The organism is Salinibacterium sp. VpJ6, assembly GCF_059767345.1.
Window position 1 is genome coordinate 208429 of record NZ_JBSOQL010000003.1, and the last position, 23014, is coordinate 231442.

At 61.1% G+C, this 23014-nt stretch carries 25 protein-coding genes; 22 read left to right on the forward strand and 3 right to left on the reverse strand.

Features of this window, described 5'->3' with window-relative positions; all coding sequences use genetic code 11:
- Positions 1–42 precede the first annotated feature (42 nt).
- Positions 43–1605 carry a GTPase HflX gene (hflX, locus tag ACWTV1_RS11770; protein ID WP_498505469.1) on the forward strand — a complete coding sequence of 521 codons (1563 nt, stop codon included), beginning with the start codon at positions 43–45 and terminating at the stop codon, positions 1603–1605.
- Between the two features lie 52 nt (positions 1606–1657).
- On the opposite strand, the gene lexA is transcribed toward hflX, so the two are convergent.
- Positions 1658–2347, reverse strand: coding sequence for a transcriptional repressor LexA (lexA, locus tag ACWTV1_RS11775; RefSeq protein ID WP_100390087.1), 690 nt, complete (start codon positions 2345–2347; stop codon positions 1658–1660).
- A 230-nt stretch (positions 2348–2577) separates the two neighbouring features.
- On the opposite strand from lexA, the gene ACWTV1_RS11780 reads away from it, so the two are divergent.
- The 6 genes from ACWTV1_RS11780 to ACWTV1_RS11805 all read left to right on the forward strand — a co-directional run bounded on the left by ACWTV1_RS11780 (position 2578) and on the right by ACWTV1_RS11805 (position 6959).
- Positions 2578–2940: a LysM peptidoglycan-binding domain-containing protein gene (locus ACWTV1_RS11780; RefSeq protein WP_100390088.1), complete on the forward strand. Its 363-nt coding sequence runs from the start codon at positions 2578–2580 to the stop codon at positions 2938–2940.
- Positions 2941–3026: 86 nt separating this feature from the next.
- Positions 3027–4112 (forward strand): histidinol-phosphate transaminase, encoded by a 1086-nt coding sequence (locus tag ACWTV1_RS11785; RefSeq protein ID WP_341620876.1) that lies wholly within the window; start codon positions 3027–3029, stop codon positions 4110–4112.
- Positions 4112–4717 (forward strand): imidazoleglycerol-phosphate dehydratase HisB, encoded by a 606-nt coding sequence (hisB, locus tag ACWTV1_RS11790; RefSeq protein ID WP_498505470.1) that lies wholly within the window; start codon positions 4112–4114, stop codon positions 4715–4717. The genes ACWTV1_RS11785 and hisB overlap by 1 nt, the downstream gene beginning before the upstream one ends.
- Positions 4674–5351, forward strand: a complete 678-nt coding sequence (gene hisH, locus ACWTV1_RS11795; protein WP_498505471.1) for an imidazole glycerol phosphate synthase subunit HisH — start codon at positions 4674–4676, stop codon at positions 5349–5351. Before hisB ends, hisH begins: the two co-directional genes overlap by 44 nt.
- A 79-nt stretch (positions 5352–5430) precedes the next feature.
- On the forward strand, positions 5431–6180 hold the full coding sequence (priA, locus tag ACWTV1_RS11800; RefSeq protein WP_100390092.1) for a bifunctional 1-(5-phosphoribosyl)-5-((5-phosphoribosylamino)methylideneamino)imidazole-4-carboxamide isomerase/phosphoribosylanthranilate isomerase PriA: 750 nt from the start codon (positions 5431–5433) through the stop codon (positions 6178–6180).
- 2 nt (positions 6181–6182) lie between these two features.
- Complete coding sequence (locus ACWTV1_RS11805; RefSeq protein ID WP_498505472.1) at positions 6183–6959, forward strand: SseB family protein; 777 nt, start codon at positions 6183–6185, stop codon at positions 6957–6959.
- A 140-nt stretch (positions 6960–7099) separates the two neighbouring features.
- On the opposite strand, the gene ACWTV1_RS11810 is transcribed toward ACWTV1_RS11805, so the two are convergent.
- Positions 7100–7450, reverse strand: coding sequence for a DUF1844 domain-containing protein (locus tag ACWTV1_RS11810; protein ID WP_100390094.1), 351 nt, complete (start codon positions 7448–7450; stop codon positions 7100–7102).
- Between the two features lie 301 nt (positions 7451–7751).
- Between ACWTV1_RS11810 and infC the strand changes: the two genes are divergently transcribed.
- The 10 genes from infC to pheT all read left to right on the forward strand — a co-directional run bounded on the left by infC (position 7752) and on the right by pheT (position 16867).
- Entirely contained in the window at positions 7752–8369 is a 618-nt protein-coding gene (gene infC, locus ACWTV1_RS11815; RefSeq protein ID WP_100390095.1) for a translation initiation factor IF-3, read from the forward strand.
- Positions 8362–8556, forward strand: coding sequence for a 50S ribosomal protein L35 (gene rpmI, locus ACWTV1_RS11820; protein ID WP_100390096.1), 195 nt, complete (start codon positions 8362–8364; stop codon positions 8554–8556). Before infC ends, rpmI begins: the two co-directional genes overlap by 8 nt.
- An 18-nt stretch (positions 8557–8574) precedes the next feature.
- Positions 8575–8961 carry a 50S ribosomal protein L20 gene (rplT, locus tag ACWTV1_RS11825; protein ID WP_009771944.1) on the forward strand — a complete coding sequence of 129 codons (387 nt, stop codon included), beginning with the start codon at positions 8575–8577 and terminating at the stop codon, positions 8959–8961.
- A gap of 104 nt (positions 8962–9065) precedes the next feature.
- The gene (locus tag ACWTV1_RS11830) at positions 9066–9869 is read left to right on the forward strand and encodes a TrmH family RNA methyltransferase (RefSeq protein ID WP_100390097.1); all 804 of its coding nucleotides are present in this window, start codon (positions 9066–9068) and stop codon (positions 9867–9869) included.
- Between the two features lie 73 nt (positions 9870–9942).
- Positions 9943–10695 (forward strand): amino acid ABC transporter ATP-binding protein, encoded by a 753-nt coding sequence (locus tag ACWTV1_RS11835; RefSeq protein WP_100390098.1) that lies wholly within the window; start codon positions 9943–9945, stop codon positions 10693–10695.
- A gap of 37 nt (positions 10696–10732) precedes the next feature.
- Positions 10733–11602 (forward strand): glutamate ABC transporter substrate-binding protein, encoded by an 870-nt coding sequence (locus ACWTV1_RS11840; protein WP_498505473.1) that lies wholly within the window; start codon positions 10733–10735, stop codon positions 11600–11602.
- Positions 11603–11679: 77 nt separating this feature from the next.
- Positions 11680–12348 (forward strand): amino acid ABC transporter permease, encoded by a 669-nt coding sequence (locus ACWTV1_RS11845; RefSeq protein ID WP_100390100.1) that lies wholly within the window; start codon positions 11680–11682, stop codon positions 12346–12348.
- Positions 12345–13283, forward strand: coding sequence for an amino acid ABC transporter permease (locus ACWTV1_RS11850; RefSeq protein WP_498505474.1), 939 nt, complete (start codon positions 12345–12347; stop codon positions 13281–13283). The genes ACWTV1_RS11845 and ACWTV1_RS11850 overlap by 4 nt, the downstream gene beginning before the upstream one ends.
- A 51-nt stretch (positions 13284–13334) precedes the next feature.
- The gene (gene pheS / locus ACWTV1_RS11855; RefSeq protein ID WP_498505475.1) at positions 13335–14375 is read left to right on the forward strand and encodes a phenylalanine--tRNA ligase subunit alpha; all 1041 of its coding nucleotides are present in this window, start codon (positions 13335–13337) and stop codon (positions 14373–14375) included.
- A complete protein-coding gene (pheT, locus tag ACWTV1_RS11860) occupies positions 14375–16867 on the forward strand; it encodes a phenylalanine--tRNA ligase subunit beta (RefSeq protein ID WP_498505476.1) in 2493 nt (830 codons plus the stop codon). Before pheS ends, pheT begins: the two co-directional genes overlap by 1 nt.
- 74 nt (positions 16868–16941) lie before the next feature.
- Here pheT and ACWTV1_RS11865 read toward each other — a convergent pair whose 3' ends face one another.
- Positions 16942–17490, reverse strand: a complete 549-nt coding sequence (locus tag ACWTV1_RS11865; RefSeq protein WP_100390104.1) for a DUF937 domain-containing protein — start codon at positions 17488–17490, stop codon at positions 16942–16944.
- A gap of 270 nt (positions 17491–17760) precedes the next feature.
- Between ACWTV1_RS11865 and argC the strand changes: the two genes are divergently transcribed.
- Genes argC through argF form a run of 5 tightly spaced genes read left to right on the forward strand, consistent with a single transcriptional unit; the run spans position 17761 to position 22976 of the window.
- Positions 17761–18807: an N-acetyl-gamma-glutamyl-phosphate reductase gene (argC, locus tag ACWTV1_RS11870; RefSeq protein ID WP_498505477.1), complete on the forward strand. Its 1047-nt coding sequence runs from the start codon at positions 17761–17763 to the stop codon at positions 18805–18807.
- Positions 18804–19955, forward strand: a complete 1152-nt coding sequence (gene argJ / locus ACWTV1_RS11875; protein WP_498505478.1) for a bifunctional glutamate N-acetyltransferase/amino-acid acetyltransferase ArgJ — start codon at positions 18804–18806, stop codon at positions 19953–19955. Before argC ends, argJ begins: the two co-directional genes overlap by 4 nt.
- Complete coding sequence (gene argB / locus ACWTV1_RS11880) at positions 19955–20869, forward strand: acetylglutamate kinase (RefSeq protein ID WP_100390107.1); 915 nt, start codon at positions 19955–19957, stop codon at positions 20867–20869. Before argJ ends, argB begins: the two co-directional genes overlap by 1 nt.
- Positions 20866–22053 (forward strand): acetylornithine transaminase, encoded by a 1188-nt coding sequence (locus tag ACWTV1_RS11885; RefSeq protein WP_498505479.1) that lies wholly within the window; start codon positions 20866–20868, stop codon positions 22051–22053. The genes argB and ACWTV1_RS11885 overlap by 4 nt, the downstream gene beginning before the upstream one ends.
- Complete coding sequence (argF, locus tag ACWTV1_RS11890) at positions 22050–22976, forward strand: ornithine carbamoyltransferase (RefSeq protein ID WP_498505480.1); 927 nt, start codon at positions 22050–22052, stop codon at positions 22974–22976. Before ACWTV1_RS11885 ends, argF begins: the two co-directional genes overlap by 4 nt.
- Positions 22977–23014 lie beyond the last annotated feature (38 nt).

Sequence of the window (23014 nt, forward strand, 5' to 3'; positions counted from 1 at the left end):
GCACAGAACTTACCGAAAACTAGACAAGTAGGGTTAACCCAAATGACGCGAAAAACGACAGAAACCAGTATTGAGGCCAATAACGGCGACGACGCCGAGCGTTCAGTCGACCGTGTTCTTGCGAGTGAAGGCTCAGATCATGCCGCGGTGAAGCGGTTCGGAGCGGCGGGGCTCGGCAATTCAGGCGCGCAAGCGTTGCAGGCGGATGCCCATTATGAAGCGGATCGCGATGGCGATCAGTTTGATCGCGACGATCGACATGCGCTCAAGCGTGTTGCTGGTCTTTCGACCGAACTCGACGACGTCACCGAAGTTGAGTACCGCCAGCTACGCATCGAGAACGTTGTTCTCATCGGCATCTACGGACAGGGTGACCTGCGCGACGCCGAGAACTCCATCCGCGAACTCTCGGCTCTTGCTGAGACCGCGGGTGCTGTGGTGCTTGATGGCCTCCTGCAGCGCCGCAGCCACCCCGACCCGAGTACGTATCTGGGAAAGGGTAAAGCTCGCGAGCTGAAGGATGTCGTGGCCGCAACCGGTGCCGATACCGTCATCGCTGATACCGAGCTCGCACCGAGCCAGCGACGTGCGCTGGAAGACGTTGTCGGCGTCAAGGTCATCGACCGCACCGCCGTCATCCTCGACATCTTCAGCCAGCATGCCACGAGCCGCGAGGGTAAGGCTCAAGTTGAGCTTGCTCAGCTCGAGTACCTGTTGCCCCGACTGCGTGGTTGGGGTGAATCGATGTCTCGCCAGGCCGGTGGTCAGGTCGGTGGCGCCGGCGCCGGTATGGGTAGCCGCGGACCGGGTGAGACGAAGATCGAACTTGATCGTCGTCACATCCACACTCGCATGGCTCGCCTGCGTAAGCAGATCAAGAGCTTCGCACCGGCTCGCGAAGCGAAGCGGGCTAACCGTGACCGGTTCGAAGTGCCGAGTGTCGCAATCGCTGGCTACACCAACGCGGGCAAGTCGAGTTTGCTCAACCGCATGACTAAGGCCGGCGTACTCGTCGAGAACGCTTTGTTCGCGACGCTTGATGCCACCGTTCGCAAGTCGACGACGGCAGACGGGCGCCTGTTCACTCTGAGCGACACCGTCGGATTCGTTCGAAACCTGCCTCACCAGCTCGTGGAGGCGTTTCGTTCGACGCTGGAAGAGGTCGGGCAGGCCGACGTCATCGTGCACGTTGTTGACGCTTCGCATCCCGACCCGGGAGCGCAGCTCGCTACCGTTCGCGACGTGATCGGCGAGTTGGGTGCCCGCGGCATCCCAGAGATCGTCGTCTTCAACAAGAGCGATCTTGCGGATGACGACCAGCGTTTGGTGATCCGTGGCCTTGAACCGACGGGCATTTTTGTGTCGGCGCGCTCTGGCGAGGGCATTGACGAACTCAACGCCCGCATCGCGGAGCTGCTGCCCAAGCCCGAGGTCGAAGTCACCCTGCTGGTGCCGTACGACCGTGGTGAGGTGATCTCGCGCCTGCATGTGCAGGGCCGAGTCATGTCAACGGACTATCGCGAAGAGGGCACGCTTGTGACGGCGCTTGTTCACCCTGCGCGTGTGCCGGAGATCGAAGAGTTCGTCACCGCTCAGGTGAAGTAGCTTGCCGCGGCGTAGCTCCGACTAAACGGGGCTACGCCGACTCGGTCAGCACTTAGAGCGCGCGCAGTACCGTAACGACTTTGCCGAGTACTTGCGCGTAGTCGCCCAGGATCGGCTCGAAGTTGGAGTTGCGGGGGAGTAGCCACGTGTGGCCGTCGCGCTGGCGGAAGACCTTGACGGTGGCTTCGTCATCGAGCATTGCTGCCACGATGTCGCCATTCTCTGCAGTTTGTTGCTGGCGCACCACTACCCAGTCGCCGTCGCAAATCGCTGCGTCGATCATGGAATCTCCGACGACCTTGAGCATGAAGAGCTCGCCCTTGCCTACAAGTTGGCGGGGGAGGGGGAATACTTCTTCGACGTGCTGTTCGGCGGTGATAGGGATGCCGGCAGCGATTCGTCCGACGAGAGGAACCATCGCTGCATCGCCCATAGATGGGCTGATGGTGCTGGATTCATCGACCGCGCTCGGAACGTCAATGAGTACTTCGATCGCACGAGGGCGATTGGGGTCTCGGCGCACGTAGCCACTCAGCTCAAGCTGGTTGAGCTGGTGCGTCACGCTAGACAGCGAAGAGAGTCCGACGGCGTCGCCAATCTCACGCATGCTCGGCGGGTAGCCCTGAGTAGCTACAGAACGCTGGATCATTTCGAGGATCGCCTGCTGTTTGGCGCTCAGGTTGGTTCGCCGCCGCGTTCCCCGCTCAGAAGCGTCATCGGGGCGGGCTGTTGAGTCAGTCACGAGTCCTCTATTTCTGCCAGTGACGATTCCAATGTCAGTGGCTCATTCGAAACTGTATCCGCAGGAGAGGCCAAAACCAAACATTTGTTCGAGTGTCTGAAACAAATGTCAGTGGCTTCTTCGAATATGTACTTGATATTCGAACTATTCGAATGTATGTTCGGAACACAGCTTCGCACCCGGCTCTCCCGGCCGAGAGTCGGGTGCGATAACCCCTAGAGGAGTGAATGATGTCCACTGCAGTGATTGCACCTAACGCGGCTGTCCGTGCTCGGCAGTCCGCACCACGTCTTCGCCTCACCACGCGTGGCCGTGTCGTCTTCACGACGCTCGCGGCCGCGCCGTTGGTTATCGCCGCGCTCGTGTTCTCGCTTAACAGCGGTGGAGCAGTCGCAACGCTCGACGCCGATGAGAACGCTTTCGTCTATGTGGATGTTGCGGCGGGTCAGTCTCTCTGGAACATCGCTGAGCAGCACGCTCCTGGCCAAGACCCGCGTGAGGTAGTCGCCCAGCTCGTGCAGCTCAACCAGCTTCCGTCAGCAGATATCTTCGCGGGCCAAGAGCTCGCGATTCCCGCAAGCTTCTCGCGCTAAGACAAGCCACGCTGAGCTTCCACCGCGCGGTCCTAGGCAAGCGTCTTGAGGCGCAGAGTCCAGCCGCGTTCCTCTAGCATTGATGAGTGACTTCGCTTTCTGATCTCCCCATTCGTGATGACCTTCGCGGTCTCACTCCCTACGGTGCGCCGACTGACCCCGTACGCATTCAACTCAATGTCAACGAGAACACGCATCCGATTCCGGAAGCAGTCGCGACCGACATCGTGATGGCCCTCGCAGGCGCGGTCATGAATGCCAATCGGTACCCGGACCGCGAGTTCACCGAGCTTCGCGAGTCACTCGCGGCCTACTTGGGGCACGGTCTGACGGCCGACCACATCTGGGCCGCCAATGGTTCGAACGAAGTTCTCCAGCAGACGCTGCAAGCTTTTGGAGGCCCCGGGCGTCGTGTCCTCGGTTTCCCTCCCACGTACTCGATGCACTCGATCATCGCTTCTGGCACAGGAACTGAGTGGGTAACCGCGCCTCGGGATCCTGCTTATGACATCACTCCCGAGAGTGTGGTGGCGGCGATCGCCGAGCACACCCCAGACGTCGTGTTCCTGTGCTCACCTAATAACCCGACCGGCACTCCCGTGAGTAACGACACCATCGCCGCCGCGTACGACGCGACTGACGGAATCGTGCTCGTCGATGAGGCCTACGCCGAGTTCTCCGACCGCGAATCGGCTCTGGCATTGCTCGACGGCCGCCCTCGCCTCATCGTTTCTCGCACCATGAGTAAGGCATTCGCTTTCGCGGGAGCGCGCGTGGGCTACCTCGCGGCTGATCCCGCCATCGCTGATGCGCTTCGACTCGTTCGCTTGCCCTATCACTTGTCCGCGCTCACTCAAGCGGCGGCTGTTGCGGCGCTTGCCCACGCACCGGAAATGCTTGCGATGGTCGACGAGATCAAGACTCAGCGTGACCGAATGAGCGCCGGGCTGTCGGCTCTGGGCTTCACGCCAGTGCCCAGCGAGGCAAACTTCGTGCTGTTCGGCGGAGTGGACGACCCGCAGGCGCTGTTCCACAAGCTCCTCATTCAAGACATTTTGATCCGCGACGTGGGCATCCCGCACCACTTGCGGGTCACCGCCGGTACTGCGGAAGAGACTACGGCGTTCTTGGATGCGATGGCAGACCTTCAAGCGCTCGGTAGGGTTGAGTAATGACTTCAGATCGCACCGCGACGATTAAGCGCGAAACTAGCGAGTCGAGCATCGAACTTTCGATCAACCTCGACGGCACCGGCACCTCATCCATTGAGACCTCGGTTCCTTTCTACGACCACATGCTGACGGCATTCTCTAAGCACTCGCTCATCGACCTCACGGTCAAAGCGAGCGGTGACACCCACATCGACGTGCACCACACGGTGGAAGACATCGGTATCGCTCTGGGACTCGCCATCAAGCAAGCTCTGGGAACCAAGGCGGGTATCTCACGCTACGGTGACGCTCTCGTGCCTCTCGATGAAGCTCTCGTGCGGGCAGTTGTTGATGTCTCTGGGCGTCCCTACCTCGTGCACACGGGGGAGCCTGCGGGCTTCGAAATGCACCTCATCGGTGGGCACTTCACCGGCTCGATGGTGCGTCACGTCTTTGAGGCAATCAGTTATAACGCGGGCATCACGGTGCACGTGACGGTATTGTGTGGCCGCGACCCGCACCACATCGCGGAGGCCGAGTTCAAAGCTTTCGCTCGCGCGATGCGTGCTGCTGTCGAGCCGGATGCCCGTGTCTCGGGTATCCCGTCTACGAAGGGCACGCTCTAGAGTGGCTGCTCCTTCAGTTGTCATCCTCGACTACGGTTCCGGCAACATCCACTCGGCGGCGAAAGCTCTCGAGGCCGCGGGTGCGAACGTTCGGTTGAGCGCGGATCGGTCGGTTGCTGAGGCAGCAGACGGTCTCCTTGTGCCCGGCGTCGGTGCCTTTGCGGCCGTCATGTCGGCTCTCGAGTCGGTTCGCGGTGGCGCAATCATCGAAAAACGCCTCACGGGTAGCCGCCCGGTTATGGGCATCTGTGTCGGCATGCAAGTGCTCTTCGCCTCTGGCGACGAACACGGTATTCAGACCGACGGGCTCGACGAGTGGCCGGGTGTTGTAGAAAAGTTACCCGCGCCGGTTTTGCCGCACATGGGCTGGAATACTGTCGAGACTCCTGACGATACGACGCTGTTCGATTCCATTCGCAACGAACGTTTCTACTTCGTTCACTCGTACGCTGCACAGCAGTGGACGCTTGACGTTCAGCCCCCTTTCCCGCAGCCGAAGCTCACGTGGGCCGACCATGGCGGGCGTTTCTTGGCAGCGGTCGAAAACGGACCCTTGACTGCCACTCAATTTCACCCGGAGAAGTCGGGCGAAGCCGGAATTAAACTTCTAAGCAACTGGTTGAAGACACTCTGATTTTGCGCCTGTTCGTCGTGCACTAGTATCGGATGCTTGTGCGCGGCGTTCCGCGGTCAGGTCTTTAGAGAGCGTATCTATGAGCGAGTTCAACAAAACCCCCGGTCTTACACTGCTTCCCGCAGTGGATGTAGCAGACGGTAAGGCTGTGCGTCTCACGCAGGGCGAAGCCGGCACCGAGAAGAGCTACGGCGATCCATGCGCTGCTGCGCATGATTGGGTTGATCAGGGCGCCGAGTGGATTCACCTCGTTGACCTCGACGCGGCTTTCGGCCGGGGCAACAACCACGCGATGATCAAGAAGGTCATCAAGTCCACGCCAAAGCGCGTGAACATCGAACTCTCGGGTGGCATCCGCGATGACGAGTCGCTCGAAGCTGCTCTCGCCACCGGCGCCAAGCGCATCAACCTCGGCACGGCCGCGTTGGAGAACCCCGAGTGGGCTGCCCACGTTATCGCCGAGTACGGTGAGGCAATCGCTGTCGGTCTCGACGTCCGTGGCACGACGCTCGCTGCCCGCGGTTGGACTCAAGAGGGCGGCGACATCTGGACCGTCCTCGACCGCCTCGAGTCTGCCGGTTGCTGCCGCTACGTGGTGACTGACGTCACGAAAGACGGCACGCTGCAGGGCCCGAACATCGAACTTCTTCGCCAGGTCATGGACCGCACCCACCGTCCGGTCATCGCCTCGGGCGGAGTATCGAGCTTGGACGACCTCATCGAACTGCGCGAACTCGTTCCTCAGGGACTCGAGGGCGCAATCGTCGGTAAGGCGCTGTACGCCAAGGCCTTCACGCTCGCTGAAGCGCTCGACGTCTCCTCGCACTAATCATGGCGGCGGAATCGAACGCAGCAGACTCTGCCGGGGTGCCCTGGGCGGGGCGCTCGTTCGAGCCGAATCCTGCTCCGGATGACGATGGTCGCGCCCCAGAAGAACTCATGGCGGCAATCACCCGCTTTCACGCCGGTGATGCTTCCGAGTCCGAAGTTGTCGATCAGGTACGCACCTCGCGCCTGCTGATCCCGCTTCTCGCGAAGGCAGGGGAGACGGGCACCACCGCCGAGGGGCTCACAGTCGATAAGACTCAAGAGCTGTCGATCGTGACCGTTACCGGGCCCGATGGCCGCGCAGTGCTGCCGGTGTTCAGCTCTGTTGACGCGATGAAGACCTGGAACCCGGATGCTCGGCCGGTGCCTGCAGCAGGCACCCGTGTCGCGCTGGCCGCCGCGAGCGAGAATACTGACCTTGTCATTATTGACCCGCTGAGTGACAGCGAGTTCATCATCCGCCGTCCCGCGGTGTGGGCGATTGCTCAGTCCGTTGACTGGACCCCGAGCTTCTTGCGTGCTGACGTGCGAGATGAGTTTGCGGCATCCGCTGCTGACGAATCGAACGTCGTTGACGTTCAGCTTCTCGCCGGCGACCCCGGAGCCCGTTTGCAGGGCCCTGAATTGGTTGTGCAGATCGCAATGCGCGAGGGGCTTGATCGCGACACTCTCGACGCCATCATGGATCGCCTTCGCACGAGTTGGAGTGCTTCAGAGCTCATCGCAGAGTCGGTCGACTCTCTCGCAATTCAAGTCGTGCGGGCTCCCGCTGCCGACTAGCGGAGCAAACGTGGCGGTCGCCAAGCCAGCGGTAATCCAGCAGGCGAGGTGCTAGCCGCTGGGATTCGAGAAGTCGAGGCGTCATCCGACCGCAACCGAGCCGTCGTGCCCAGCGGCCCAAGGACCGCCGGGAAACGTGGCTAGTTGACGGGGCCGGTGTACTTCTCGCCGGGGCCCTGGCCGGGCGCATCCGGGAATGTCGATGCTTCGCGGAACGCGAGCTGCACCGAACGCAGGCCGTCGCGCAGCGGTCGAGCGTGGTGGTTTCCGATTTCTGGGGCGGCAGCGGTCACAAAGCCGGCGAGGGCGTTGATGAGCTTGCGTGCTTCGTCCAGATCTTTTTCTGCCTCAGCATTGGGGCCATCCGAAAGTCCCAGTTTGACGGCGGCGGCACTGAGCATGTGTACGGCGACGGTGTTAATTACCTCGACCGCGGGCACTTCAGAGATATCGCGAAGTTCGTTGTAATCCTCATTGGTGGGCTCGCTCATGATGTCCTTCGCTAATTGGGGTTCGCTCTGCTATCCTTATGCAGGCCCGGGGCTCGCCCCGGTTACGAAAGTGGAGATTCTCCCACCTGTCAACCGCATACAAGGTTACCGGGTAGTTACACCCCGCACAGTCCGCTGGCGGTGCAGTACGCATGATCTACGCGATCGTGCGAATTGTTCCGGATGCTGGCTGCGCAGCTTTAAAGGGTGATGCAGCATCGCTGCGTTTGATCCTCTTTCGTGCCATGGCATCCGCCAAACTGCGCAGTGTTTACTACTGTTTCTCTGCGCATCACGAACTGTGAGGAGAACACGCATCAGCGATCCCCGTACCAACGACCGAATCCGAGTTCCTGAGGTCCGACTTGTCGGACCCGGCGGTGAACAAGTCGGTGTCGTCTCAATTGACGTCGCCCTCCGACTCGCCCAAGAGGCAGATCTAGATTTGGTCGAGGTTGCTCCCAATTCCAAGCCTCCCGTTGCCAAGATCATGGATCACGGCAAGTTCAAGTACGAAGAGGCGCAGAAGGCGAAAGAAGCTCGTCGCAACCAGGCAAACACGATCCTCAAAGAGGTTCGTTTCCGCCTGAAGATCGACAAGCACGACTACGAAACCAAGCGCAAGCGTGCCGAAGGATTCCTCTCGGGCGGCGACAAGGTCAAAGCAATGATCTTGTTCCGTGGTCGTGAGCAGTCTCGTCCTGACCAGGGCGTCCGTTTGCTTCAGAAGTTTGCCGAAGATGTGTCGGAGTTCGGTTCCATCGAATCGACCCCGACGATTGACGGTCGCAACATGGTCATGATTATTGGCCCACACAAGACCAAGGCAACGGCGAAAGCTGAAGCCGAGGCCCGCAAGGTAGCTAACAAAGCTCCTCGTGCGGCAGAAGTTCCAGAGAAAGAGGAGAAAGATGCCTAAGCAGAAGACGCACTCAGGCACCAAGAAGCGTTTCAAGGTCACCGGTAGCGGCAAGGTCATGAAGCAGCAGGCTGGTATGCGACACAACCTCGAGGTCAAGAGCGGAAAGCGTAAGCGCTCGCTCAACCAGGATCAGGTTCTTGCATCGCAGGATGCCAAGGTCATCAAGAAGCTTCTCGGTAAGTAAGGGTTTAGGACACACATAATGGCAAGAGTAAAAAGAGCCGTAAACGCTCACAAGAAGCGTCGGGTTATCCTCGAGCGCGCAAAGGGTTACCGCGGACAGCGTTCGCGTCTGTACCGTAAGGCCAAGGAGCAGGTCACGCACTCGCTCGTCTACGCGTACCGTGACCGCCGTGCCCGCAAGGGTGAATTCCGTCGCCTGTGGATCCAGCGCATCAACGCTGCATCGCGGGCCAACGGCCTCACGTACAACCGTCTCATCCAGGGCTTGAACCTGGCCGGAGTTCAGGTTGACCGTCGCATCCTCGCTGACCTCGCAGTCACCGAGCCCGCCACGTTCGCGTCGCTGGTTGCAACCGCTAAGGCTGCACTGCCCGCTGACACGTCGGCACCCCGTTCGGCTGCGTAACTAGCCGCACAACTATTCGTGCAATCGGCACGCTGTAGTGACCAATATGGTCTCTGCAGCGTGCCGATTCTCGTATATCAGGCCCGCGCGCTTAGGGTTATTTTGTGATTGATAATCCGCGTTCTCCACGCGTACGTGCAGTAGCCAAACTCGCTAAGAAGAGCGCCCGGTCTGAGACTGGGCTTTTTCTCTTAGAGGGGCCCCAGTCGGTTTCTGAAGCGCTCGAATTCCGCCCAGACCTCTTGGTGGAGCTGTACGCCACGCCCACCGCTCTTGAGCGCCATAGCGGCATTGCGCGCGCGGCCGAAGAAGCGGGTGTCGAGGTTGAGTTCGTTTCGGAGCAAGTCCTCGAGACCATGGCCGACACTGTGACGCCCCAAGGTGTGCTCGCAGTGTGCCGTCAATTCCCCACATCGTTGAAGGACATCCTTGCGGATGGTCCCAAGCTCATCGCTATCCTCGAAGAGGTTCGCGACCCCGGTAACGCCGGCACGATCATCCGTGCCGCGGATGCCGCCGGTGCTGACGCAGTCATCCTGACCGGCCGCAGCGTCGATCTTTACAATCCCAAGGTTGTTCGCGCCACTACGGGATCGCTGTTTCATGTTCCCGTCGCCGTCGGTGCTGAGCTCGAAGAAGTACTCGAGCGAGTCAAGGGCGAGGGGCTGCGCATTCTTGCCGCCGATATCAAGGGCGGAGATCTCTTAGCTGCGCGCAACGAAGGTGTGCTCAACCACCCGTCAGCGTGGTTGTTCGGCAATGAGGCCCGTGGCCTTACCGATGAGCACTATGTGCTCGCCGATTGGGTCATTTCGGTGCCAATTTACGGCCACGCGGAGTCGATGAATTTGGCTACTGCGGCATCCGTATGTCTCTACGAGAGTGCTTTCGCGCAACGCAGTATCTGATTTCGTGTCACGAGCGTGTTACGACTAGGCGCGGCGATTGACCGTGGTTGAACGCATGTGATTATCTTTCTGTATGGCAGCACAGAGCGGTGAACCTCTGGTCGTTATCGACCATGTCAACAAACATTACGGTGAGCTTCACGTGCTCAAAGACATCTCCACCACGATTAAACGTGGTGAGGTAGTTGTCGTGATTGGGCCGAGTGGTTCGGGAAAATCCACGCTCTGTCGTGCGATTAACCGCCTCGAGACCATCGACGATGGCACCATCACTATTGATGGCAAGTTGTTGCCCGAAGAGGGCGCTGGTCTCGCCAAGCTGCGTGCAGACGTCGGCATGGTATTCCAGTCGTTCAACCTCTTCGCTCACAAGACGATTCTGGAGAACGTCACGCTCGGCCCGCGCCGCGTGCGCAAGGTCTCCAAGGTCGAAGCTGACAAGCACGCGATGGAACTGCTCGACCGCGTTGGTATCGGCAACCAGGCATCCAAGATGCCGGCTCAGCTTTCTGGTGGACAGCAACAGCGTGTTGCCATCGCTCGTTCACTCGCCATGGATCCCAAGATCATTCTTCTCGATGAGCCCACGTCGGCTCTCGACCCCGAGATGATCAACGAAGTTCTCGATGTCATGGTGCAGCTCGCCAAAGACGGCATGACCATGCTCGTGGTTACGCACGAAATGGGCTTCGCTCGTAAGGCTGCTGACCGCGTGATTTTCATGGCGGATGGCGAAATTGTTGAAGAGGCCGAGCCTGAGCAGTTCTTCACCAACCCTCAATCTCCGAGAGCGCAAGACTTCCTCTCGAAAATCCTTACCCACTAACTCAGCGGGTAATCCCCACAGCAGCAAGGAGAAACACATGAGACTCAAAAAAGGTCTGATGATTTCTGCCATCGCCGTCGTAGGTCTTCTTGGCCTCAGCGCATGTGCAGCAGACTCAGGAACAACTGATCCTGAAGTAGTCGTTCCGGAGTTCGAAGCAGGCACCACAATGGCTGAGCTTGCTGATGCCGGCAAGATAACGATCGGAACCAAGTTCGACCAGCCGCTGTTCGGTCTCAAAGGACCGTCGGGCGACCCCGTCGGCTTCGACGTCGAAATTGGCAAGATCATTGCTGCTTCGCTGGGTATTAGTGAAGACAACATCGAGTGGAAAGAAACCGTTTCCGCTAACCGTGAGTCGTTCATCGAGAACGACACCGTTGACATCGTGATCGCTACTTACACGATCAACGACACTCGCAAGGAAGTAATTTCCTTCGCTGGTCCTTACTACAACGCAGGCCAAGACATCCTCGTTCTTGCAGATAACCCCGAGGGCATCACTGGCCCCGAGGACCTCGCAGGTAAGGACGTCTGCAGCGTTGCCGGTTCGACCTCAGAAAAGAACATCGCTGAGTACGACGTCAAGCTCATCACCACCGACGCCTACTCCGCTTGCCTCGAGCCGCTTCGTAGCGGCAAGGTTGTCGCTGTTACCACCGACAACGTGATTCTGGCTGGCCTCGCCGACCAGAACGCTGGCGAATTCGAAGTTCTCAGCAACCCGTTCACCGAAGAGCCTTACGGCATCGGTCTTGGACTCAACGATGACGCTTTCCGCGACTACATCAACGACGTTCTTGAGGCCTCGTACGCCGACGGTTCGTGGGATGCGGCTTGGAACGAGACTGCAGGCACCGTCCTGAAGCTTCCGACCCCGCCCGCTGTAGACCGCTACAGCAACTAGTGTGCTCGGTGCCCGTCCGCGGCTAACGCGGGCGGGCACCTTCCACGCCCTATTCATTTACTTTCCAGGAGGCCCGGATGGACGTCATCACTAACGCGATCGACGCCCTTGTCGACATAACGCCGCTCTACATGGAGGGCTTTCTTCTGACGTTGGCCCTCTTGGGCATTGCCGGTGTCGGGGCGTTTATTCTTGGGGTTCTTATCGCGGCGATGCGTATTTCGCCGGTTCCTTCGTTGCGCATCTTCGCAACCGTCTACACCGAGCTGCTCCGCAACATCCCGTTGCTTCTCGTCTTATTCTTCTGTGCCTTCGTGCTGCCCATTCTGGGCGTTGACCTCGACTACTTCCTCTTGGCAGCTCTTGGTCTGACTCTTTACACCTCTCCCTTCGTGGCTGAAGCGGTGCGTTCCGGGTTCAACGGTGTTCCCGTCGGCCAGGCCGAAGCCGCTCGCAGCATCGGCATGGGATTCACTCAGACTGTTGGCCTCGTGATTCTTCCGCAGGCAAGCCGCATGGTCGTCCCGCCGCTCATCAACGTATTTATCGCGTTGACCAAGAACACATCGGTCGCGGGAGCGTTCTTCGTCAACGAACTCTTCAAAGCAACCGGTGCTGCATCGCGTGACCACGGTGACCTTGTTCTGCTCACCCTCATTTACGCCGCTGCGCTGTACTTGGCAATCACTATTCCGCTCGGGCTGATAGCCGGAGCGATCGAGAAGAAGGTAATGGTGCTGCGATGAGCGCGAGCGTACTGTACGACGCCCCCGGTCCGAAGACCCGGCGCAACTCGGCCATCGCCTCTGCTGTCGGTGCCGTACTGATCATCGGCCTGATCATCTGGGTCTACTTCATTCTGGCTGCACCTCGTGTTAGCGCAAACGGTGCCGAGCAGCCTGGGCTCTTCGACCCGTCGCGAACCGACATCCTCGCCGACCCTGAAATCTGGAGCGCCTTCGGCCGCGGTGTGCTCAACACTCTGCGCATGGCGGGGGTCGCGGCAGTGCTCGCGATCATCATCGGAATTTTGTTTTCGTTTGGGCGCACTGCGGCATCCAAGTGGGTCCGTATTCCGACGTCGATCGCGCTTGAGATCTTCCGCGGTATGCCGCTGTTGCTGCTTATCTTCTTCGTGTTCCTCATGTTCTCGACCGGTGGCTACTGGGCCGGTGTGCTTGGTCTCGCGATCTACAACGGCGCGATCATCGGTGAAGCATTGCGAGCGGGCATTAGTTCGCTGCCCAAGGGGCAACGCGAAGGTGGTCTGTCGATCGGCCTCACTTCGCTGCAGACACGGTTCATCGTGGAATTCCCGCAGGCCTTCCGTCAGATGTTGCCGATCATTTTGGCGCAGCTCGTCGTGCTCTTGAAAGACACCTCCCTTGCGTACGTCGTTGCGTACCCTGAGCTTTCGCGCACGATCAAGGAGCTTCAGAACTTCTACGGCAGCCGCTACGTCTTCACTCTTTTCGCGGTCGGACTCGTTATCTACCTCGTCATGAACGTAACCCTGTCGTACGTTGCTCGCTACGTGGCGAAGAAGAGCGGACCGAAGGATGGTGCGACCACTCCGGATGCTCCTAAGCAGCCGGGTGTAGATGGTACGCGTGCCATCACGATGCCGCCGCGCGGTCACGCTAGCTACGGCGACAACAGCGGCGGTGCTGGCGGGTACTAGCTCCGTGAGGAAGGCGGCCCGCGACAGCGGTGTCCGCTAAACTCGGTTCTTGTGTCTGAACCCACCCCGATCACAGAACCAGCGGTAACCGCAGCGGTCGAAGCAGCTCTTGCTGCCATCGAGTCCGCAGCGATAATGGCCGACCTCAAAACGGTGCGCGGCGCCCATCTTGCAGAGGGCTCGCCACTGGCAGCGCTCAACGCGCAGATGAAGAACGTGGCGCCCGCCGACCGAGCTGCCACCGGCAAGCTCATCGGAGCCGCCCGCGGTCGCGTCAACGGCGCTTTTAGCGCGCGCGAGGCCGAGTTAGCAGTCGCCGAGGAGCAAGCCAAGCTTGCGGCAGAAGCTGTGGATGTCACGGCCGTCGCCACTCGCTACGTAAAGGGCGCCCGGCATCCGCTGAGCCTGCTCATGGAGCACATGAGCGACATCTTCGTCGGCATGGGCTGGGAAGTCGCGGAAGGCCCTGAGCTCGAAAACGAGTGGTTCAACTTTGACGCGCTCAACTTCGACGAAGATCACCCCGCGCGGGCGATGCAAGACACCTTCTTCATCGACCCGGTGGACTCGCATTTGCTGCTGCGCACGCACACGAGCCCGGTTCAGATCCGTTCGTTGCTCGAGCGCCCGCTTCCGGTGTACGTTGTGGCGCCCGGACGCGTGTTCCGCACCGACGAACTTGATGCGACCCACACGCCGGTGTTCCACCAGCTGGAGGGCATCGCGATTGACAAGGGCCTCACCATGGCGCACCTCCGGGGCACGCTCGAGCACCTTGCCCGTGCGATGTTCGGGGAGGGTGCTCAGATTCGTCTGCGCCCTAACTACTTCCCGTTCACTGAGCCCAGTGCCGAGATGGATGTCTGGCAGCCCAACGCCAAGGGTGGCGCCCGTTGGGTGGAATGGGGTGGCTGCGGAATGGTCAACCCCAACGTTCTTCGCGCCGCCGGCATTGACCCCGACGAATACCAGGGCTTCGCCTTCGGTATGGGAATTGAGCGCACGCTCCAGTTCCGCAACGAAATGAATGACATGCGAGACATGGTCGAGGGCGATATTCGCTTCTCCCAGCAGTTCGGAATGGTGGTCTGATGAAAGTTCCCATGAGTTGGTTGCGGGAATTCGTTGAAATCCCCGCAGACATCACCCACGAGCAAGTTCACGCTGCCCTCGTCAAGGTCGGCTTTGAAGAAGAAGACGTTCACGGCTTCGACATCTCCGGCCCGGTTGTTGTCGGTCAGGTGCTCGAGTTCGTCGGCGAACCCCAGTCCAATGGCAAGACCATCAACTGGTGCCAGGTCGATGTCGGCGAAGCAGAACCTCGCGGCATCGTCTGTGGAGCCCACAACTTCGTTGTCGGCGACAAGGTCGTTGTCACGCTGCCCGGTTCAGTCCTTCCCGGCCCGTTCCCTATTGCTGCGCGCAAGACCTACGGTCACGTCTCCGATGGAATGATCGCGTCTACTCGCGAGCTCGGCCTCGGCGATGAGCACGACGGCATCCTCGTTCTGTCCACGCTGGGTCTCGACCCCGCGGTCGGAACGAGCGCGATTGAGCTGCTTGGTCTTGATGACTTTGCGGTAGAGATCAACGTCACGCCCGACCGCGGTTACGCGATGTCGCTGCGCGGCGTTGCTCGCGAATACGCGCTCTCGACGGGCGCTACGTTCACTGACCCCGCCGACGCTCCCACGATCACCGAAGCGAGCGGTTTTCCCGTGGTCATCGCCGACGACGCGCCCATTCGCGGTCGCGCCGGGGTGCGAGCCTTCGTCACCCGTGTCGTACGGAACGTGGATGTCACCAAGCCAACGCCCACGTGGATGATCACGCGTCTGGCGCTGGCCGGCATCCGCTCGATCTCCCTCACGGTCGACGTGACGAACTACGTGATGCTCGAGCTCGGGCAGCCGATTCACGCGTACGACCTCGACCGTGTAGCAGGCGGCCTCACGGTCCGTCGGGCTCAGGCAGGGGAGACCCTCACAACGCTCGACGACAAGTCGCGCACGCTTGACCCCGAAGACCTGCTGATCACCGATGAGTCAGGCCCGATCGGCCTTGCTGGCGTTATGGGTGGAGCGAGCACTGAGATTACAGATTCCTCGACCAATGTCTTGATCGAAGCCGCAAACTTCGAGCCCATTTCGATCGCGCGTACCGCTCGTCGTCACAAGCTTGGCAGCGAAGCGTCGCGTCGCTTCGAGCGCGGGGTCGACCCGCTGGTGGCTCCGGCGGCAGCGGCGCGCGTCGTTGAGTTGCTGGTTGAACTGGGTGGCGGAACTGTCGACGAGCTCGGCAGCGACCTGCTGGCCGACCACGTCGCGGATGCCGTCGACCTGCCCGAGGGCTACGCTCAGGGCCTCATTGGTGTGAACTACTCTGCTGATGAGATCACCGATTCGCTGCAGGCGATTGGTGCAACGGTCGAGTCGACCGAAACAGGCTGGAGCGTTACCCCTCCGAGCTGGCGCCCCGACCTGGGTGACAAGACGACTCTTGTCGAAGAAGTAGCTCGCATCGTGGGCTACGACCGCATTCCGGCTGTGCTTCCGATTGCGCCCCCGGGCCGCGGGCTCACGCGCGCCCAGCGACTGCGACGTACGGTGTCGAACAGCCTTGCGGCATCCGGCCTCACCGAGGTGTTGGCCTACCCGTTCATCTCGCAGCACTCGAACGACCTCTTTGGGGCGTCCGAGGCCGGGGGAGCGACCACGATTAAGCTTGCGAACGCTCTGGACCCGGATGCCGCCACGATGCGTCGTTCGTTGATCCCCGGCCTCGCGGCGATCGCTCACCGCAATGTGTCTCGCGGGCTGACCGATCTGGCGCTCTTCGAGGTCGGAACAGTCTTCCTGCCCGAAGCTGGACGCAGCTACGGCAGCACGTCGCTGCCGCTCGGCTACGAATTGCCGAGTGACGCGGTTCTCGCCGACTTGCGCTCAAGCATTCCGCAGCAACCGTGGCACGTCGCCGCACTGTTCCTCGGCGATGCCGTGACGCGTCAGCCTGGCCAGCAGCCCGTCTCCCGTGGACTCGCGGATGCTCTGGCTACTGTTCAGCACGTGGCGGCGACGCTCTCGGTCGAGATCGACATTGTCACGGGCAACCATCACTCGATGCACCCCGGCCGCACCGCGGAGCTTCGCGTTGGCGACAAGACCGTGGGCTACGCCGGAGAGCTGCTTCCTGCACTCGCCCAGGAGCTCGACCTGCCGCGCGTCGTTGCGGTGCTCGAACTTGACCTCAGCGTGCTGATTCAGAGTGCGGCAGCAGACGTCGCGGCAACGCCGATCGTCTCCTACCCGGCAGCGACCCAGGATCTTTCTTTGGTAGTGCCGACGGAGGTGCAGGCTGGTGAGCTCTTGGCTCTCATCCGTGAGGGTGCCGGTGAGCTCTTAGAGCACGTGCGTCTTGTCGACGATTACCGCGGAACGGGTATCCCCGAGGCGCACAAGTCGCTGACGTTCGCGCTGCGCTTCCGTGCCGTCGACCGCACGCTCACGCAGGCTGAGGCCACGGACGCGAAGAACGCCGCTGTCGCTCTCGCCGGCGAGCGTGTCGGCGCCGAGCTGCGCGAGTAGAGCAGAACCCCGCAACGACGAAAGCCGGTCATCACCATTGCGGTGACGACCGGCTTTCGGCGTTGTGTGCAGGCTTAGCGCTTGCCGCCGCCGAGCAGACCGCCAATGAGGCCGCCGACAAGGTCTTGACCGCCAGCATTGCCCAAGAGGCCACCGAGCAAGCCGCCAATGCCACCGGCATCGGCCTTCGCGGGCTCGGCAGCAGCGGGCGCTGCCTTCTGGCCCAAGAACTGCGAGCCGACCCACGAGATCACAATCGGAGCGACGATCGGGAGCAGTTTGGCGATCAGGTCACTCGTGACGTTCGCGTCAGCATTGTTGTCGGCGACGGCGGAAGCGACATCCGCCTGCTTGCCTCCGAACACGTTGGAGACGATCTTGGCGCCGTCAGCGACATCGATGTCGTCAACCGTGCTCGCGCGCGGTACTTTCGTGCCGTGGGTGGACAGCGCGCCTTCGAGCGACTTCGCGCCGGCGTCATCCTTGGCATTGGCGGCCATCCCACCGATGAGAGTGGGGATGACTTGTTTGACAGCCGCTTCGGCCAAGTCTTCGTTGACGCCGAGTTTTGCGGCAATGTCGCCGATGGGGATCAGGTTGAGCAGACCACTGAGGTCAGACATAGGGCTCCTTTAGGGGGGGATGTAACGAGAGCGGACTCGCCACAACCAGCGTACCGATTAGCCTGCCGCGCAGTGAGGGGACTATTCTAGAAACGTGACCGACCTCCGCGCCTGCTGCCAGCGACTCTCGCTGCGCTTTGTTGCGCCGTCTTCGCCGGTACTGCGCGGGGCTGACGAGCGACGATAGGCGGAGTTTCGCCACGACCCACGAGGTTGTGTGAAACGCCGCCGCAAGTGTTCTCGTTTCCGAACCCCACTGAAGGTAATTCCATGTCAATTTCGGTCGCTGTGGCCGGTGCCAGCGGTTATGCCGGTGGCGAGCTTCTTCGCCTGTTGTCCACCCACCCTGAGTTCGATGTTCGAACCGTGACGGCGTTTAGTAACGCTGGCCAACGGTTGATCGATGTCCAGCCGCATTTGCGCTCGCTGGCGCACCTCGAACTCCAGCCGACTGAGCCGTCAGTGCTCGCCGGCCACGATGTTGTTTTCTTTGCTCTGCCCCACGGCAAGTCGGGGGCGTTGACGGCTGAGCTCAGCCCCGACACTCTCGTCGTTGACTGTGGTGCTGACCACCGCCTCACAAGCCCCGATGATTGGGCCGCGTTTTACGGTGGCGAGTACTTCGGCGCTTGGGATTACGGGATGCCCGAACTCCTGCATGCCGCTGGTGGCACGCAACGGCAAGTGCTCGCCGGTTCGAAACGTATTGCAGTGCCCGGGTGCAACGTCACGGCAATCACGCTGGCTCTCGCCCCCGGCATCCGTTCGTCCCTCATCGAGGCTGAGGACATCGTGGCAGTGCTCGCTGTCGGGCCATCCGGTGCGGGCAAGAGCCTCAAGGTCAACCTCTTGGCGAGTGAAATGATGGGCTCCGCTTCGGCGTATGCCGTGGGCGGTACGCATCGTCACACTCCTGAGATCGCTCAGAACTTGAAGGTCGCGGGTGCCGAGAGCGTCACCGTCTCGTTCACGCCGATGCTCGTGCCGATGTCGCGGGGAATCCTCGCTACGACAACGGCCAAGCTTGCTGAGGGCGTCACTGCCGCCCAGGTGCGCGAAGCGTGGGAGACCGCGTACGCCGACGAACCCTTCGTTCACGTGTTGCCGGAGGGACAGTTCCCGCGCACGGCAGACACCCTCGGCGCCAATACTGCCCTCATCGGTCTTGCTATCGACGAGGCCGCTCGTCGCGTCGTCGTTGTGAGTGCGATCGACAATCTCGTCAAGGGAACCGCAGGCGCCGCCATTCAATCGACAAATATTGCGTTGGGCCTCGAGGAAACCCTCGGTCTGGCGCTGGACGGAGTAGCACCATGAGTGTCACAGCAGCCGCAGGATTCGAAGCCGCCGGTGTCGAAGCCGGCCTCAAAGCGAGTGGCGGCCTCGATGTCGCCCTCGTCGTCAACCGCGGGCCCCGCTTCGATGCGGCCGCGGTGTTCACGAGCAACCGTGCCCAAGCGCATTCGATTATCTGGTCGAAGCAGGTCATCGACGACGGAGTGGTCACGGCGATTGCTCTCAACTCCGGCGGGGCCAACTGCTTTACCGGTCCGCAGGGTTTTCAGGTGACGCACGCCACCGCCGAGCACGTCGCTGAGACCTTGGGCGCATCGGCCGGGGACATCCTCGTCTGTTCGACCGGCCTCATCGGCGAACAGCTTCCGCAAGACAAGGTTCTCGCCGGAATGTCTGCCGCGGCCACCGCGCTCAGCCCAGAGGGCGGCACGAACGCGTCGCTCGCCATCATGACGACCGACAGCAAGCCCAAAACTGCTGTCGCTACGGGAACCGGCTACACCGTCGGTGGCATGGCCAAGGGCGCCGGAATGCTCGCACCAGGCCTCGCGACAATGCTCGTGGTCATTACCACTGACGCCGCTGTCGCCTCCGCCGACCTCGACGCGGCGCTGCGCGAAGCGACTCGCCTCACCTTCGACCGCCTCGACTCCGACGGCTGCATGTCGACCAACGACCAAGTAACGCTCATGGCCTCCGGTGCCTCGGGCGTGACTCCCGACGCGGCCGAGTTTGCCGCGCTCGTTACGCGCGTGTGCAACGATCTGGCCGAACAACTGCAGGGCGATGCTGAGGGCGCAAGCCACGACATCCGCATCGAAGTTGTGGGTGCTGCGAGCGAAGACGACGCTGTCGTCGTTGGCCGTTCGGTCGCCCGTAACAATCTCTTCAAGGCAGCCATCTTCGGCAACGACCCCAACTGGGGCCGCGTCTTGGCCGCAATCGGAACCACGGATGCCGCTTTCGACCCCTACGCGGTCGATGTCTCGATGAACGGTGTGCGGGTCTGCCACGCGGGTGCCCCCGACCGTTCGCGCGACGAAGTGGATCTCGCGGGCCGTGCTGTGCACGTGCTGATCGATCTCGCTACGGGCGATGCCGAAGCCACCATTCTGACCAACGATCTCACGCACGATTACGTGCATGAGAACAGCGCGTACTCCAGCTGATGCCGGCATTCACACACGGCGCTGAACACGAGCAGGCCATGACTAAGGCGGGAGTGCTTATTGAGGCACTTCCGTGGTTGAAGCGTTTTCGCAACCGCATCATTGTGGTGAAGTTTGGCGGTAACGCCATGATCAACGACGAACTCAAGCGCGCCTTTGTGCAGGACATGGTGTATCTGCGTCTTGCTGGTGTTCGCCCCGTGATTGTCCACGGTGGCGGGCCCCAGATCACTAAGGAGCTCAAGATTCGCGGTATCGAGTCGGAGTTCCGCGCGGGCTACCGCGTGACGACCGAAGAGTCGATTGATGTCGTGCGGGATGTTCTCACCGACCAGGTGGGGGCAGAACTCGTCGATCTCATCAACGAGCACGGAGATCTTGCTAACGGCATCGCCGGGCACGAGCACTCACTCTTCATCGGTGAGCGCATGATCAAGGAGATCGAAGGAAAGCGCGTCGATCTTGGGCTCGTCGGCAACGTCACCGAGGTTGACCCTCAGCGCGTACTCGATGTGCTCGCGAGTGACAACATTCCCGTGGTCTCCACCCTGGCTCAAGAAGCTGGCGAAATCGCGGATGACGCGTCTGGTCTCCTCAACGTGAACGCTGACTCAGCCGCGGCGGCGCTCGCGATCGCCCTGGATGCAGCCAAGCTCGTCATCCTCACCGATGTTGCTGGTCTCTATAGCGACTGGCCCAACCGCGAGTCGCTCGTTTCGATCATCAACACCGATGAACTCCGTGAACTGCTGCCGAGTCTTGAATCGGGCATGATCCCCAAGATGACCGCGTGCCTTGAAGCCGTGGATGCCGGTGTACCCAAGGCCGCCATTATCGACGGGCGTGCCCCGCACTCGATTCTTCTCGAAGTGTTCACGCAAGATGGAATTGGCACCGAGGTGGTACCTGCATGAGCTGGCAAGACGACTACAACCACCGCATGATGAATACCTTCGGTACGCCGAAGGTTGAACTCGTGCGCGGTGAGGGCTGCACTGTCTTTGATTCCGACGGCAAGCGCTACCTCGACTTCTTGGGCGGCATTGCCGTGAACTCGCTCGGTCACAATCACCCGGCCGTCGTCGGGGCGCTCACGAGCCAAGCGAACCTGCTTCATGTCTCGAACTTCTTCGCGACCGAACCGCAACTCGCACTCGCCGAACGCCTCCTGCGAATCTCGGGAGCGGGCGAAGAGGGGCGTGTGTTCTTCGCGAACTCGGGCACCGAAGCAAACGAAGCAGCCGTGAAGCTGGCTCGCCGCACTGGTCGCCCGCGCATCCTCTCGTTGAAAGATTCCTTCCACGGCCGTTCCATCGGCGCACTCTCCATCACGGGTAAGGCCGCACTTCGCGAACCCTTCGAGCCGCTGATGCCCAATGTCGACATCATTGACACCACGATCGAGGCGCTCAACGCCGCGATCGGGCCGGATGTCGCAGCACTCTTCGTCGAGCCCATCAAGGGCGAGGCTGGCGTGCAGCCGCTTCCCGAGGGCTACCTCGAAGCTGCGCGAGAACTCACCACACAACACGGCGTGCTGCTCATCGTCGACGAGATCCAGACCGGAGCCGGACGCACCGGACGCTGGTTTGGCTTCCAAGAGAGCGGCATTGTTCCCGACGCGATCACCCTCGCGAAGGGAATTGGTGGGGGAGTGCCGATTGGCGCCCTCGTGACCTTTGGTGCGGCATCCGCTCTCTTGCAGCCGGGGCAGCACGGCACCACGTTCGGCGGAAACCCACTCGTGTGTGCGGTCAGTAATGCCGTGCTCACGCAGATCGAAAGCGACGACCTCGTAGCGAACTCCGCCGCGCGGGGTGCCCAGCTGCGCACGGCAATCGAGGCAATCGGATCACCGCTGGTGAGTGAGTTGCGTGGTCGCGGGCTGCTCGTAGGTATCGGGCTTTCGCAGCCCGTCGCTCAGCAGGTTGTGGCAGTGGCGCTCGATCACGGGCTCATTGTTAATGCTCCCAACGAGTCGACTGTTCGACTTGCACCACCCCTGATCATTGGTGATGCCGAGATCGCCGAATTCATCGACACGTTCAGCGCTGTGCTGAACGCAGTACTCAACGACGCACCTACGGAGGCATCATGACCAGGCATTTTCTTCGCGATGATGACCTCAGCCCAGCGGAACAACTCGAGATCCTCGATCTCGCCGAGAAGGTCAAGGCTGACCGGTGGGGCCGCAAGCCCCTCGAAGGTCCTCAGACGGTCGCGGTGATCTTCGACAAGTCCTCGACGCGCACTCGCGTGTCTTTCGCGGTGGGTATTGCCGACCTCGGCGGTTCGCCACTCATCATCTCCACGGCCAACAGTCAGTTGGGTGGCAAGGAGACGGCATCCGACACCGCTCGTGTTCTCGAGCGCCAGGTCGCGGCCATCGTCTGGCGCACGTATGGGCAGCAGGGCCTGATCGAGATGGCTCACGGCACGCAGGTTCCCGTTATCAATGCGCTGAGCGACGAGTTCCACCCCTGCCAGTTGCTCGCCGATCTGCTCACGATCCGCGAACACAAGGGTGAGCTCACGGGGCTGACCGTCGCTTTCCTCGGTGACGGTGCCGACAACATGGTGCACTCCTACCTACTCGCCGGCGCGACCGCCGGTATGCACGTGCGCATTGCCTGCCCCGAGGACTACCTGCCCTTGGCGGATGTCGTAGCCGACGCCGAAAAGATCGCAGCATCCACTGGTGGTTCGATCGCCATCATCACCGACCCGGCTGAGGCCGTCACCGGTGCTGATGTCGTCGTGACCGACACGTGGGTCTCGATGGGCAAGGAAGACGAAAAGGCCGCTCGCGTTGCTGCTCTCGGTGCCTACAAAGTGGATGCCGCCATGATGGCTCTCGCTAAGCCCGACGCCATTTTCTTGCACTGCCTCCCCGCCGACCGCGGTTATGAGGTTGAAGCCGAGGTTATCGATGGCCCGCAGAGCGTCATCTGGGATGAGGCAGAGAACCGCCTCCACGCCCAGAAGGCCCTCATGATTTGGCTGCTCGACCAAGCCGCCTAGTTTCTTGGCGGTTTAGCGCCGCCGCTGTAGTTCCCTAA

Coding starts and splice junctions, on each gene's coding strand:
- hisH (WP_498505471.1), top strand. CDS start 4,674: ATGCCCGTGTCTCGGGTATCCCGTCTACGAAGGGCACGCTCTAGAGTG.
- ACWTV1_RS11835 (WP_100390098.1), top strand. CDS start 9,943: ATGGCAGCACAGAGCGGTGAACCTCTGGTCGTTATCGACCATGTCAAC.
- ACWTV1_RS11810 (WP_100390094.1), bottom strand. CDS start 7,450: ATGAGCGAGCCCACCAATGAGGATTACAACGAACTTCGCGATATCTCT.
- priA (WP_100390092.1), top strand. CDS start 5,431: ATGAGCGAGTTCAACAAAACCCCCGGTCTTACACTGCTTCCCGCAGTG.
- ACWTV1_RS11845 (WP_100390100.1), top strand. CDS start 11,680: ATGGACGTCATCACTAACGCGATCGACGCCCTTGTCGACATAACGCCG.
- ACWTV1_RS11840 (WP_498505473.1), top strand. CDS start 10,733: ATGAGACTCAAAAAAGGTCTGATGATTTCTGCCATCGCCGTCGTAGGT.
- argB (WP_100390107.1), top strand. CDS start 19,955: ATGCCGGCATTCACACACGGCGCTGAACACGAGCAGGCCATGACTAAG.
- ACWTV1_RS11780 (WP_100390088.1), top strand. CDS start 2,578: ATGTCCACTGCAGTGATTGCACCTAACGCGGCTGTCCGTGCTCGGCAG.
- argF (WP_498505480.1), top strand. CDS start 22,050: ATGACCAGGCATTTTCTTCGCGATGATGACCTCAGCCCAGCGGAACAA.
- pheT (WP_498505476.1), top strand. CDS start 14,375: ATGAAAGTTCCCATGAGTTGGTTGCGGGAATTCGTTGAAATCCCCGCA.
- ACWTV1_RS11850 (WP_498505474.1), top strand. CDS start 12,345: ATGAGCGCGAGCGTACTGTACGACGCCCCCGGTCCGAAGACCCGGCGC.
- argJ (WP_498505478.1), top strand. CDS start 18,804: ATGAGTGTCACAGCAGCCGCAGGATTCGAAGCCGCCGGTGTCGAAGCC.
- hisB (WP_498505470.1), top strand. CDS start 4,112: ATGACTTCAGATCGCACCGCGACGATTAAGCGCGAAACTAGCGAGTCG.
- ACWTV1_RS11865 (WP_100390104.1), bottom strand. CDS start 17,490: ATGTCTGACCTCAGTGGTCTGCTCAACCTGATCCCCATCGGCGACATT.
- ACWTV1_RS11805 (WP_498505472.1), top strand. CDS start 6,183: ATGGCGGCGGAATCGAACGCAGCAGACTCTGCCGGGGTGCCCTGGGCG.
- hflX (WP_498505469.1), top strand. CDS start 43: ATGACGCGAAAAACGACAGAAACCAGTATTGAGGCCAATAACGGCGAC.
- rpmI (WP_100390096.1), top strand. CDS start 8,362: ATGCCTAAGCAGAAGACGCACTCAGGCACCAAGAAGCGTTTCAAGGTC.
- ACWTV1_RS11885 (WP_498505479.1), top strand. CDS start 20,866: ATGAGCTGGCAAGACGACTACAACCACCGCATGATGAATACCTTCGGT.
- argC (WP_498505477.1), top strand. CDS start 17,761: ATGTCAATTTCGGTCGCTGTGGCCGGTGCCAGCGGTTATGCCGGTGGC.
- rplT (WP_009771944.1), top strand. CDS start 8,575: ATGGCAAGAGTAAAAAGAGCCGTAAACGCTCACAAGAAGCGTCGGGTT.